Origin of the sequence: Streptomyces sp. NPDC050842 (assembly GCF_044456565.1) — a bacterium.
In the GTDB taxonomy this organism is placed as follows: domain Bacteria; phylum Actinomycetota; class Actinomycetes; order Streptomycetales; family Streptomycetaceae; genus Streptomyces.
This window is the reverse complement of sequence record NZ_JBITGA010000004.1, coordinates 239,567-252,567: the sequence shown is the minus strand read 5'-3', so window position 1 is coordinate 252,567 and position 13,001 is coordinate 239,567. Positions and strand designations below refer to the sequence as shown.

9 protein-coding genes are annotated in these 13,001 nt (G+C 73.3%); 6 read left to right on the top strand and 3 right to left on the bottom strand.

The genetic code is table 11. The features are described from left to right. The first annotated feature begins 12 nt into the window (after nt 1-12). The 3 genes from ACIBG6_RS14250 to ACIBG6_RS14240 all read left to right on the top strand — a co-directional run bounded on the left by ACIBG6_RS14250 (nt 13) and on the right by ACIBG6_RS14240 (nt 4,043). A complete protein-coding gene (locus ACIBG6_RS14250; RefSeq protein ID WP_399222883.1) occupies nt 13-621 on the top strand; it encodes a hypothetical protein in 609 nt (202 codons plus the stop codon). Nucleotides 622-781: 160 nt separating this feature from the next. Further along, nucleotides 782-979, top strand: coding sequence for a hypothetical protein (locus tag ACIBG6_RS14245; RefSeq protein WP_399222882.1), 198 nt, complete (start codon nt 782-784; stop codon nt 977-979). Between the two features lie 7 nt (nt 980-986). Next, nucleotides 987-4,043, top strand: a complete 3,057-nt coding sequence (locus ACIBG6_RS14240) for an AAA family ATPase (RefSeq protein WP_399222881.1) — start codon at nt 987-989, stop codon at nt 4,041-4,043. Here the strand turns inward: ACIBG6_RS14240 and ACIBG6_RS14235 are convergent. The 3 genes from ACIBG6_RS14235 to ACIBG6_RS14225 form a co-directional block, all read right to left on the bottom strand. Beyond that, a complete protein-coding gene (locus ACIBG6_RS14235) occupies nt 3,927-4,232 on the bottom strand; it encodes a DUF6191 domain-containing protein (RefSeq protein ID WP_399222880.1) in 306 nt (101 codons plus the stop codon). The two genes, ACIBG6_RS14240 and ACIBG6_RS14235, sit on opposite strands and share 117 nt — an antisense overlap. A 14-nt stretch (nt 4,233-4,246) precedes the next feature. After that, nucleotides 4,247-5,401 (bottom strand): PQQ-dependent sugar dehydrogenase, encoded by a 1,155-nt coding sequence (locus tag ACIBG6_RS14230; protein ID WP_399222879.1) that lies wholly within the window; start codon nt 5,399-5,401, stop codon nt 4,247-4,249. A gap of 102 nt (nt 5,402-5,503) precedes the next feature. Beyond that, nucleotides 5,504-6,526: an aldo/keto reductase gene (locus ACIBG6_RS14225; RefSeq protein WP_399222878.1), complete on the bottom strand. Its 1,023-nt coding sequence runs from the start codon at nt 6,524-6,526 to the stop codon at nt 5,504-5,506. A 75-nt stretch (nt 6,527-6,601) separates the two neighbouring features. On the opposite strand from ACIBG6_RS14225, the gene ACIBG6_RS14220 reads away from it, so the two are divergent. The 3 genes from ACIBG6_RS14220 to ACIBG6_RS14210 all read left to right on the top strand — a co-directional run bounded on the left by ACIBG6_RS14220 (nt 6,602) and on the right by ACIBG6_RS14210 (nt 12,975). After that, nucleotides 6,602-7,567: a 2-hydroxyacid dehydrogenase gene (locus tag ACIBG6_RS14220; RefSeq protein WP_399222877.1), complete on the top strand. Its 966-nt coding sequence runs from the start codon at nt 6,602-6,604 to the stop codon at nt 7,565-7,567. A gap of 433 nt (nt 7,568-8,000) precedes the next feature. Then, entirely contained in the window at nt 8,001-10,895 is a 2,895-nt protein-coding gene (locus ACIBG6_RS14215) for a putative bifunctional diguanylate cyclase/phosphodiesterase (protein ID WP_399222876.1), read from the top strand. Between the two features lie 229 nt (nt 10,896-11,124). Next, nucleotides 11,125-12,975, top strand: coding sequence for an acetolactate synthase large subunit (locus ACIBG6_RS14210; RefSeq protein WP_329621028.1), 1,851 nt, complete (start codon nt 11,125-11,127; stop codon nt 12,973-12,975). Nucleotides 12,976-13,001 lie beyond the last annotated feature (26 nt).

Below are 13,001 nucleotides of genomic sequence, written 5' to 3'. Positions count from 1 at the left end.
AGCGTGCGCCGCATGGACATCACGAAGACCGACGCGAAGATCGACGAGAAGACCGCAGAGCCGGCGACGGAGCCGGCGGCCGAGGCCGCCACCGAGGCCTCCGTCGCGGCCGGGGCCTCCGTCGAGCCGCTCGCCGCGCAGGACGACGAGCCGGCCGCGTCGGACGCGTCCGCCGACGAGCCGGCCGACGAGGAACTGGACGACGACGAGCTGGACGAGCTCCTGGCGGAGGCCCCTGCCTCCTCGGGCGTCGGCGCCGGCGGTGCGGCCGTCGTCTCCGCCGCACTCGGCGCCGTCGCGCTCACCGGCACCTGGACCGGCAAGGTCGTCTCCGAGCGCGAGACGCTCATCGGCCAGATCAGCAGCCAGTCCGCCGCCCCTGCCCAGCAGATCTCCGAGATCTACGGCGACGCCTGGCACAGCACCGCCCTCGTCAACGGCGTCTTCGCGCTGCTCGCGCTCGTCACCGCCGTCCTCGTCCTGGTCCTCGCCCGCCCCGACCGCCCCGTCTGGGTCCGCGCGGTCGCCCTCGGCGGCGCCGTCCTGGGCGGACTCGGGCTGCTCCTGTCGGTCGGCACCTACTTCGACCTCTTCCTGAGCCTGCCCACCACCGGGTCCTGAGCCGGGTACCCATCCGTCTAAGGCCCCCCTGAGGTCCGCCTAAGGCCCCCCGTACCCCGAACATGCGGCACTCGCCCGATGTGGCCGCACCCCCTGGGAACCGAGAGTAGAGGCATCGCAAGGAGCGATACCGAAACCCGAAGCGACCAGGGAGCACCCGATGTTCGAGTACGAACTCCACCGCATGAACCACGCCCAGCTCGTCCGCGAGGCCGCCGCCCGGCGCCTGACCCACGAGGCCGCCGAGTCCACCGGCTCCGCCCGGGGCCTGCGCCGCTTCGGCCGTCGCACTGGGGGCCACGACACGGAGGGGCCGGTGAGCGGCGCCGGACGCGATCACTTCGTCCGGGCCGCGTGACCCCCGTATGAGCGACCGCACGGACGGCTGTGCGATGCTCGGCGCCGTGGAGACCAGGTCAGTCAGCCCCGTCTTCGTCGGCCGCGCCGGCGAACTCACCGCCCTCACCGAGGCGCTCTCCCGCGCGACCGCGGGAGAGCCCCAGGCGCTGCTCGTCGGCGGTGAGGCGGGGGTCGGCAAGACGCGGCTCATCGAGGAGTTCCTCGACACGGCCTGCGACCGGGGCGCCGTCGTCGCCGTCGGCGGCTGCGTGGAGCTCGGCGCCGACGGCCTGCCCTTCGCGCCCTTCGCCACCGCCCTGCGCTCGCTCCGCCGCAAGCTGCCCGACGAACTGACCGCCGCCGCCGACGGCCAGGAGGGCGAGCTCGCCCGCCTGCTGCCCGAGCTGGGCGACCCCGGCAGCCACGAGCCCTCCGACGAGGACTCCACCGCCCGCCTCTTCGAACTCACCGTACGGCTCCTGGAGCGGCTCGCCGCCGACCGCACGGTCGTGCTCGTCCTGGAGGACCTGCACTGGGCCGACACCTCCACGCGGCACCTGCTCACCTACCTCCTCCGCACCCTGCGCCGCGGCCGGATCGTGGTCGTCGCCAGCTACCGCGCCGACGACATCCACCGCCGCCATCCGCTGCGCCCCCTCCTCGCCGAACTCGACCGGCTCCGCACCATCCGCCGCATCGAGCTCTCCCGCTTCACCCGCACCGAGGTGCACCGCCAGCTCACCGGCATCCTCGCCGCCGAACCCGCCCCCGGGCTCGTCGAGGAGGTCTTCGAACGCTCCGACGGCAACGCCTTCTTCGTCGAGGAACTCGTCGTCTCCCACGAGGCCGGCTGCGCACTCGGCCAGCTCAGCGACTCCCTGCGCGACCTCCTGCTCGTCCGGGTCGAGGCGCTCCCCGAGGACGCCCAGCGGGTCGCCAGGATCGTCGCCGAGGGCGGCTCCACCGTCGAGTACGGCCTGCTCGCCGCCGTCGCCCGGCTCACCGAGGACGAGCTCATCGAAGCGCTGCGGGCCTGCGTCGGCGCCAACATCCTGCTCGCCGTCCCCGACGGCGACGGCTACCGCTTCCGCCACTCCCTCGTCCGCGAGGCCGTCAGCGACGACCTGCTCCCCGGCGAACGCTCCCGCATCAACCGCCGCTACGCCGAGGCCCTGGAGACCGACCCCGCGCTCGTCCGGCCCGACGAGCGGGCCACCCGCCTCGCCACGTACTGGTACCACGCGCACGACCCGGCCAAGGCCCTCCCGGCCGTCCTCCGCGCCTCCGTCGCCACCCGCAAGCGCCACGCGTACGCCGAGCAGCTCCGGCTCCTGGAGCGGGCCATGGAACTCTGGGACGAGGCCCCGGCCGAGATCCGCCGCGAGCTCCGGCCCATGGACTACGCCGAGGCCTACCCGCCCTGCGGCTGCGACCCCGAGACCACCCCGCTCAGCTACCTCGACCTCCTTGCCGAGGCCGCCGTCGCCGCCCGGCTCAGCGGCGAACGCGAGCGCGCCCTGAAGATCGGCCGGATGGCACTCCGTCTCCTCGACGGCGAGGACGCGAACGACCCCCTGCGCGCCGCCTGGTTCTGGACCGAGAAGGCCCGCCTCCAGTCCAACCTCGGCCGCGGCGACGGCTCGGAGGAGATCGCCCGCGCCCAGGAGCTCGTCAAGGGCCTCCCGCCGTCCGCCGTCCACGCCGTCGTCCTCGTCGGCGCCGCCGGCTGGGGCATGCTCCGCGACCCCGGCCCCGAGGCCCTCACCGCCGCCGAACGCGCCGTCGAGTACGCCCGGCACGTCAAGGCCGAGTCGATCGAACTCAACGCCCGCCTCACCCTCGGCACCATCATGACCGCCGCCGGGGACGTCGAGGCCGGTCTCGCCGAGATGCACGAGGTACGGGAACGGACCACGGCCCTCGGCCAGTTCGCCGAGGCCTCGCGCGCCCACATCAACATCTCCTCCTCCCTCGAGGCCCTCGGCCGCTCCGACGAGGCCGTCGAGATCGCCGACTCCGGCATCCGCCTCGCCCGCTCGTACGGACTCGTCGACAGCGTCGGCTGGGTCGAGGCCAACCGCGCCGAGTCCCTCTTCTCCCTGGGCCGCTGGGACGAGGTGCGGGAAGCGGCCGAACGGCTCCAGCGCTCGGCGACCAGCACCAAGCCCCGCGGCTCCGCCTCCCTCCGCCTGGCCCAGCTCGCCGCGGCGCGGGGCGAGCTGGAGGCGGCCACCCGCCACCTCGCCGACGCCTGCGCCGTCTACGGCACCCGCGACCCGATCCCGCAGTACACCCTGCCCATGGCCCAGATCGCGATCGCCGTGGCGGCCGCCGAGGGCCGCGTCCAGGACGTCCGGGCCCAGCTCGTCACCGCCGCGGAGGCCGGATTCCCGCCCGGCACCCACCGCTACGGCTGGCCGCTCGTCCTCACCGCCGCCGCCGCGGAGGCCGACAGCCGGGGACTGCCCGCCGCCGACGAGGGCCGCGCCGAGGCCCTCGCCCTGATCCGCCGCTGCGTCCGCGCCCTCGCCGCCCCGGCCCCCGTCTGGGCCGCCTACTCCCTCCAGGTCTCCCAGGAGCTGGCCCGCGCCGAGGGCAGCGAGTCCGCCACCCGCTGGACCGAGGTCGTCGCCGCCTACGAGCCGCTGGACCGCCCCGCCCAGCTCGCCCGCGCCCGCCACCGCCTCGCCGACGCCCTGCTCGTCGAAGGCGGCCGACGGGAGGAGGCCACGGCCCTGCTCCGCGAGGCCCACGCCACCGCCGTCCGCCTCGGAGCCCGCCCCCTCCGCGAGGACGTGGAACTCCTCTCCGCCCGGGCCCGCCTCTCCCTGGCGCCCGAGAAGCCGCTCCCGGCACCCGCGGAGCCCGGGGACGACGGCTTCGGCCTGACCCCGCGCGAACAGGACGTGCTGCGCCTGGTCGCCGTCGGCCGCACCAATCGGCAGATCGCCGAGGAGCTCTTCATCTCACCGAAGACGGCGAGCGTCCACGTCTCCAACATCCTCGCCAAGCTCGGCGTCGCCGGCCGAGGCGAGGCCGCCGCCCTCGCCCACCGCCTCCACCTCCTCGACACGACCCTCTGACCCCGGGCGAGGGTCCGCCCCCGCCCCCGGGCGGGGGATCCGTATCGTCACCCGGCCCGACGTCAGGTCTATCGGGCCGCGCCCCGGGTCCCCGTCCCCCGGGTCCTCCCGGGTGAGCGCCTGCCGGCGCAGCTCCTCCTCGGCATGCCGGCGCCCCGGCGCGAAGAGCTCCGCGATCGGATCGAACACGGTCACCGCCTCCCTCAGCTCACCTCCAGCCGGAGGATCCTGTCGTCCCCGGGCTCGGGCGTGCCCCGGGTGTCGGTCTCGCTGTTCACCAGCCAGAGCCGGCCGTCGCCCCCGGCGAGAACCGTGCGCAGGCGGCCGTACTCACCTGACAGGAACGCCTCGGGGTCCCCGGACCGTTCCTCTCCGGAGAGCGGAACGCGCCACAGCTGCTCACCCCTGAGCCCGGCCATCCAGATGGCCCCCCGCGCGTAGGCGATGCCGCTCGGGGAGGCCTCCGAGGTCGGCCACTGGGCCACCGGGTCCACGAACCCCTCCCGGCCCGCCTGCCCCTCGGCCTCGGGCCAGCCGTAGTTCTTCCCGGGCTTGATCAGGTTCAGCTCGTCCCAGGTGTTCTGCCCGAACTCGGCCGCCCACAGCCGCCCGGCGGAGTCCCAGGCGATCCCCTGCACATTGCGGTGCCCGTACGAATAGACCACCGAGTCGGCGAAGGGATTGCCCGGCGCCGGTCTGCCCTCCGGCGTCATCCGCAGGATCTTCCCGCCGAGCGAGGACCGGTCCTGGGCCAGGCCGGTCTCGCCGGTCTCGCCCGTGCCCGCGTACAGCATCCCGTCGGGACCGAACGCGATCCGTCCGCCGTTGTGCACGACCCCCTTCGGGATGCCGGTCAGCACCGGCTCCGGCGCCCCGAGCCGGTCGCCGTCCCCGCCGCCGTACCGCATGCGCACGATGCGGTTGTCCGAGGCGGCCGTCAGATACGCGTAGACCCATCCGTCGCGGACGGCCAGGCCCATGAGCCCGCCCTCACCGCCAGGGACCACCCCCGGCACCTCGCCGAGCGAGGTCTTCGCGCCGCTTCCGCCGTCGACCCGGGTGATCGTCCGCTCGTCCCGCGAGGAGACCAGCAGATCGCCTCCCGGCAGCTCGGCGAGCCCCCAGGGCGACCTCAGCCCCTCGGTGAGCGTGCCGGTCACCGACACCCGCCCGCCGCCCGGGGACGCGCTCCCGGACGCCGTCGCGGACGCCGAGGCCGGCGGATCGGACGCGGGCGCCGAGACCGACGTCGGTGGTGCCGTACCCGGCCGATCCTCGGTACCGCCCGAGGAGCAGCCCGCCACCAGCACCAGCACGGCGGCGCCCCACAGGGCCTTCAGCACAACAGGACGGCTCATGGTCCGGTCCCCTTCGACGAGTCGAGCGGCATCCTCACACCCTTGATACACCGCTCGACCCGATCAGGTTCCCGCCCACGAACACCCATTTCGACGTGGCGCTCAGTCCCACGATCCCCGGGGCGCCGGCAGCCCCGCGATCTCCGCGAGGTCCCCCTCCGTCAGTCGCAGCCCGGCCGCCCGCGCGTTCTCCACGACCCACCGCTCCCGCTTCGCACCCGGCACCGGCACGACGTGCGGCCCGCGGCCGAGCACCCACGCCAGCGCGACCTGCGCCGGGGTGACATCCGCCCCGTGCCGCGCGGCGACCCGCCGCAACCCCGCCACCAGCGGCTGGTTCGCCGCCATCATCTCGGCCGTGAACCGGGGGTGCCGGGCGCGCGGATCGTCCGGCTCGAAGCCGCCGCCCGGGGTCAGCGTCCCCGTGAGGAAACCGTTCCCCAGCGGCATCGCCGCCAGGAACCCGACCCCGCGGGCCGCGCACCACGGCAGCAGCCGGACCAGCGCCTCCGGCGACCACACCGACAGCTCGGCCTCGACCGCCGCCACCGGGAAGACCTGCTGGATCCGCTCCAGTTGGCGAATCGTTCCCTCGTATCCGTCGCGGGCCGCCCCGGTCGCGCCCCTGCGGGCCGACCGCGTGCCGACCGCGCACAGCCCGAGCGCCCGCACCTTGCCCGCGGACACCAGATCGGCCATCGCGCCCCAGGTCTCCTCGACGGGCACCTCGGGGTCCGCGCGATGGAGCTGGTAGAGGTCGATCACCTCGGTCTGGAGTCGCCGCAGCGAGGCGTCGCAGGCCCGACGCACGTACCCCGGCCTGCCGTTGGCGACGACGTGCCGCCGCTGGCCGCCGTCGCCGACGAGCAGGCCGCACTTCGTCGAGACGAAGGCCTCCGCCCGCCGCTCCTTCAACACCCGCCCCACCAGCAGCTCGTTGGTGAACGGCCCGTACATGTCGGCGGTGTCGAGCAGGCTCATGCCGGCGTCAAGTGCCGCGTGCACCGTCCGCAGTGAGCGGTCCCCCCGTTGTTGCGAACGGCTGTACGCCCAGTTCATCGGCATGCACCCCAGGCCGATCGCACCCACGCCGAGCGCCGTCGCCCCGATAGTCCTGCGCTCCACCTGCCGGTACCCCTCCCTGTGCCGTCCCCCAAAGTAACCAATGGCGCGCGGGATTCTTCGCATAGCCTCCCGGTCATGACATTCGAAGACAGCACTCCAGACGTGTGGCTTCCGGTTCCCGCGGACGAGATCGAAGGACTCCCCGCGCCGGGCGAGTCGGGCCTGAACTACCGCTTCTGGGACGGCGGACCGGAATTCCCCGCCGATCCCGCGCGCTGCGCCTTCTACGTGGTCCCGTACATGAAGGGGTCGGAGATCGCCGTACGGCCGCTGGCGGCGATGACCTCCGTCCGGGCGGTGCAGACGCTGTCCGCGGGCATCGACCACGTCACCCCCGGCATCCCCTCGCTGCGGCCCGGGGTCGCCCTCTGCAACGCGAAGGGCGTGCACGAGGCCAGCACCGCCGAGCTCACGCTCGCGCTGATCCTGGCCTCGTTGCGCGGCATCCCCGGGTTCGTGCGCGGCCAGGACGCCGAGGAGTGGCGGGCGGGCTTCTACCCGGCGCTCGCCGACAAGTCCGTGCTGATCGTCGGGTACGGGTCGATCGGCGCCGCCATCGAGGACCGGCTCGCGCCGTTCGAATGCGCGCGGGTGGCGCGCGTCGCGCGCTCCTCGCGCGCCACCGAGCGCGGTCCGGTCCACGCTCTCGCGGAGCTGCCCGCCCTGCTGCCCGAGGCCGACGTGGTCGTGCTGTCCACTCCGCTCACGCCCGCGACCCACCACCTCGCCGACGCCGGCTTCCTGGCCAGGATGAAGGACGGGGCGCTGCTCGTGAACGTCGCCCGCGGTCCGGTCGTGGACACGGCCGCGCTGCTCAAGGAGGTCGAGAGCGGGCGGATCACGGCGGCGCTCGACGTCACCGACCCGGAACCGCTGCCGGCCGGGCATCCTTTGTGGCACGCTCCCGGTGTCCTGATCAGTCCCCATGTGGGCGGTTCCACTTCGGCGTTCATGCCGCGCGCGAAGCGGCTGATCGCGGGGCAGCTGCGGAAGTTCGCGGCGGGGGAGGAGCTGGCGAACGTCATCCTCACCACGGGTTGAGCCCCAGGGGCCCGGGCGGGCCGGGGCGGGCGGTGTGCGCCCCCGATGCGCGCCGCTCACAAGCCCCAGGTAGTCACGGAGAGTACTGCGACCCTGTCCCTGAGTGACGGTCCTGGTGTATCGTCCCGGAGTGGGGGGCTGCGTCGATGACGGGCTGACGCTGGGGAGCGAAGTGACGGGTCATCAGATTTCGAGGGGGGCGACGGGTGAAGCACGGCCGGAGGACCGACGATCCCACGCGGCGGCGGCGACGCCGCCGGCAAGCCTCCCGCGCCTCGTTGCCGGCCTCGCGCGTTCGGTGCCGGGTCAGGCCGCGCCGCCTCGCGCCGCCGGGCCGCACGACTGTGACGGGCACGCCCCCGGGGGCGTCGAGGAGCCGCCCGCGCGTCCGCACGAGGCGGCCGGGTGTGGTGGCGCGACGCCGGAGGGGCCGGTGAGCGCGCCCGGGGCGGTCATCGCGCGCCGTCCCGTCGGTGGCGACTCCGGGAACCCCGGCCATGAGCGTCCCGGAATCGGCTCGATTCTCGCTCAGGTCGCCCTGGGGCTCATCTGCGCGGGCTACACGACGGGCGCGTCACTCGGCTGGGGGTCGCCGGAACTCGCCCTTTTCATGGGTGACTTCGGGCTCAGCGCCGCCGCGCTCACCGCCGCGGTCTCCTGCTTCCTCTACGCCCGCGCCCACCGCGGCAGCGACCGCCCCGCCTGGCTGCTCTTCGCCTTCTCCTCCTTCATGGCCGCCTCGGGGAACGCGGTGTGGGGGTGGTACGAGGTCGTCCTGCGGACGCAGGTGCCCGACTCCTCCGTCGCCGACCTCTTCTTCTTGCTCTTCGCGCCGCCCGCCGTCGTCGGGCTCCTCGTCCTGGCCAAGAAGCCCGTCACCCGCGCCGGCTGGGTCTGCCTCGCGCTCGACGCCTGGCTCATCGGCGGTTCCCTGCTCACGCTCTCCTGGAGCCTCGCCCTCGCCCGTACCGCGCACTTCGACGGCGAGTCCGTCGCCCAGGCCGCGCTGTCGCTCGCGTACCCGCTGCTCGACATCGTCCTGGTCAGCATGGTCCTGGCGCTGCACTTCCGGCGCTCCCAGGCGAACCGCTCGGCGACCAATACCGCGATCGCCGCGCTCGCCCTGACCGTCCTGTGCGACGCCCTGTTCACCTCGCCGCTGCTCCGCGAGAACTACGCGTCCGGCCAGCTCCTCGACGCCGGCTGGTTCGCCGGCTCCCTGCTCCTCGCGTACGCCCCCTGGGGCGTGCGGCGCCTGCCCGACACCACGACCGCCGCCCGCGGCCCGTGGCTGCACAGCCGTCCGGTCGCGGGCTCGCTCGCCGCCCTCACCCCGTACCTCGCCGCGGCCGTCTGCACCCTCGGCATCCTGTACAACGTCGTCGAGGGCCGCCGGGTCGACCGGGTCGTCGTCCTCACCGGCTGCGCGGTCGTGCTCGCCCTGGTCGTCCGGCAGGGCATCATGCTCCTCGACAACATCGCGCTCACCCACGAACTGGCCCAGAAGGAGAACCACTTCCGGTCCCTCGTGCAGGGCTCCAGCGACGTCATCATGATCGCCGCGCCGACCGGGATACTCCGCTACGTCAGCCCGGCCGCCGCCGGCGTGTACGGACGCGAGGCCGAGGAGCTCGTCGGCTCCGAGCTCGCCTCCCTCATCCACCCCGAGGACCTCGGTGCCGTCGTCCACGAGGTGCGCCGGTTCCTCGCGGCCTCGCCCGCCGAGGAACCCACCACCCGGATCGAGTGCCGCTTCCGCTCGGGCCGTGGGGGTACCTCCCGCTCTGGGGGCACCTCCCGGCCGGAGGCTGGGGGAGAAGCCGAGGGCGGGGGAGGCTGGCTCAACGTCGAGTCGACCGTCAACCGCCACCAGGGCGGCCTCATCTTCAACAGCCGGGACGTGACCGAACGGGTCCGCCTCCAGGCCCAGTTGCAGCACAACGCGGAGCACGACCCGCTGACCGACCTGCCCAACCGCGCGCTCTTCACCCGGCGGGTCCGGCAGGCGCTCAGCGGCCGCAGGTGCTCCGACCCCGGCACCGCCGTGCTCTTCATCGACCTCGACGGCTTCAAGGGGGTCAACGACCGCCTCGGCCACCAGGCGGGCGACGACCTGCTCGTCCAGGCCGCCCGTCGCCTCCAGGAGTCCGTACGGGCCGGGGACACCGCCGCCCGGCTGGGCGGCGACGAGTTCGCCGCCCTCATCCTCGGCGACGGCGGTCGCGAGCAGGACGCCCGGGAGACCCAGGTCCAGGAGATCGCCGACCGGCTCCGGCTCACGCTCTCCCGGCCGTACCGCGTCGACGGCGGCAACGAGGTGCGGGTCGCCGCCTCCATCGGCGTCGCCTTCGCCGAGCCCGGCATGGAGGCGGGCGACCTCCTGCGCAACGCCGACCTCGCGATGTACCGCGCCAAGGCCGCCGGCAAGGACCGCGTCGAGCTGTACGCGCCCCAGATGCAGGCCGAGGTCGTACGGCGGACCGAGCTGGCCGCCCGGCTGCGCACCGCACTCCACGACGGCGAGTTCGCCCTGCTCCACCAGCCGGTCGTCGACCTCGCCACCGGCCGGATCTCCGCCGTCAGCGCCCAGGCGCGCTGGCGCTCGACCCAGGGCATCCTCTTCACCCCCGCCGAGTACCTCCGCGTCACCGACGACGGCGAGCGCACCGCCGAGCTCGGCCGCTGGCTCCTCGAAGAGGCGGTGGAGCAGGCCGCCGAGCGGGCGGGAATCGGTCACCGAACGCCCGTGTCCATCCGGCTCTCCGCCCGCCGCCTCCTGGACCGCTCGCTCCCGCTCGGCTCGGTCGAGTCGCTGCTCACCCGGCACGGGCTGCCGTCCGGCTCGCTGATCATCGAGCTCGCCGACAGCGACCCCCGGACCTCGCTCGACGAGCTGGAACAGCGCCTCGTGACCCTGCGCCGTCTCGGGGTGCGGATCGCGCTCGACGGATTCGGCAGCGGACATGTGGCGATCGACGCCCTCCGGCGGCTTCCCGTCGACATACTGAAGCTGGACCGAGGCCTCGTCGAGGGCGTGGTCGAGTCCGCCCGGCTCCGCAAGATCACCAGAGGCGTGCTCCGTATCGCCGGCGAACTCGGCATGCAGACCGTCGCCGAGGGTGTCGACGTACCGGAGCAGGTGCTCGCCCTGCGCGCCATGGGCTGCAGTCACGCCCAGGGCATGGCCTTCTCGGGCCCGCTCGACGAGTACCGCCTGCGCAGGGCCCTCGTACGGGACGAGTACCCGCTGCCCGGAGCGGTCCCCGTACGGGCCGGAAACCGTCCCCCGTTCCGCTCAAATACTGAGACGCCCGTCCCACCCACTTGACACCGGTGAGGTGGGAGAGGGAGGGTCAGTGCCATGCGCACCCGAATTCTCGTACTTGGAAAGCGCGTCGGCTGAAGCGGGGCCACCAAAAGGCCCGGCTGAGAAAGCACCCGACGCGCTCCCCTCGCTTGCCTCACGGCACGAGGGGTTTTTTGTTGCACTGGATCGCCTCCAGGGCGACGCAAACCCTCGCAAAACGCCTCGCAAACACCCTCTGCTTCGAGAAGAGATGCTGATGACCGACCAGGCCACCGGGCACCATCCGCAGCCGCGTCCCCGCGGCGGCGCGCAGCCCGCCACCACCGTCGAGCACGTCACGGGCGCGCAGGCCCTCATCCGTTCTCTCGAGGAAGTCGGCGCCGACACCGTCTTCGGCATTCCGGGCGGCTGCATCCTCCCGGCCTACGACCCGATGATGGACTCGGAGAAGGTGCGCCACATCCTGGTCCGTCACGAGCAGGGGGCGGGTCACGCCGCCACCGGCTACGCGCAGGCCACCGGCAAGGTCGGCGTCTGTATGGCGACCTCCGGTCCCGGTGCGACCAACCTCGTCACCCCGATCGCCGACGCGCACATGGACTCCGTCCCCCTCGTCGCGATCACCGGCCAGGTCGCCTCGAAGGCCATCGGCACGGACGCCTTCCAGGAGGCGGACATCTGCGGCATCACGATGCCGATCACCAAGCACAACTTCCTGGTCACCAAGGCCGAGGACATCCCGCGGACGATCGCCGAGGCCTTCCACATCGCCTCCTCCGGCCGCCCCGGCCCGGTCCTGGTCGACATCGCGAAGGACGCCCTCCAGGCGAAGACCACCTTCAGCTGGCCGCCGCAGACCGACCTGCCCGGCTACCGCCCGGTGACCAAGCCGCACGCCAAGCAGATCCGCGAGGCCGCGAAGCTGATCTCCGCCGCCAAGCGGCCCGTCCTGTACGTCGGCGGCGGTGTCATCAAGGCCGGCGCCACCGCCGAGCTGAAGATCCTCGCCGAGCTCACCGGCGCCCCGGTCACCACCACCCTGATGGCCCTCGGAGCCTTCCCCGACAGCCACCCGCTGCACGTCGGCATGCCGGGCATGCACGGCGCGGTCACCGCCGTCACCGCGCTCCAGAAGGCCGACCTGATCGTCGCCCTGGGTGCCCGCTTCGACGACCGCGTCACCGGCAAGCTGGACAGCTTCGCCCCGTACGCCAAGATCGTCCACGCGGACATCGACCCGGCCGAGATCGGCAAGAACCGCGCCGCCGACGTCCCGATCGTCGGTGACGCCCGCGAGGTCATCGCCGACCTGGTCCAGGCCGTCCAGGCCGAGCACAGCGAGGGCAACAAGGGCGACTACACCGCCTGGTGGAGCGACCTGAGCCGCTGGCGCGAGACCTACCCGCTCGGCTACGACCTGCCGGAGGACGGCAGCCTCTCGCCGCAGCAGGTCATCCAGCGCATCGGCGCGCTCGCCCCCGAGGGCACGATCTTCACCGCGGGCGTCGGCCAGCACCAGATGTGGGCCGCCCACTTCATCGACTACGAGCAGCCCGCCACCTGGCTGAACTCCGGCGGCCTCGGGACGATGGGATACGCGGTCCCCGCCGCGATGGGCGCCAAGGCCGGCATGCCGGACCGCACGGTCTGGGCGGTCGACGGCGACGGCTGCTTCCAGATGACCAATCAGGAACTCACCACCTGCGCGCTGAACAACATCCCGATCAAGGTCGCCATCATCAACAACGGCGCCCTCGGCATGGTCCGCCAGTGGCAGACCCTGTTCTACAACCAGCGCTACTCCAACACGGTCCTGCACTCCGGCCCGGACGACGTCCAGGCGAACAAGGGCACCCGCGTCCCCGACTTCGTCAAGCTCTCCGAGGCCATGGGCTGTGTCGCCCTGCGCTGTGAGGACCCGGCCGACCTGGACAAGGTCATCGCCGAGGCGAACGCCATCAACGACCGTCCGGTCGTCGTCGACTTCATCGTCCACGAGGACGCCCAGGTCTGGCCGATGGTCGCCGCGGGCACCTCGAACGACGAGGTCATGGCCGCGCGGGGCGTGCGTCCCGACTTCGGCGACGGCGAAGACGACTGATAGCGAAGAGCGAAAAGGAAGAGACC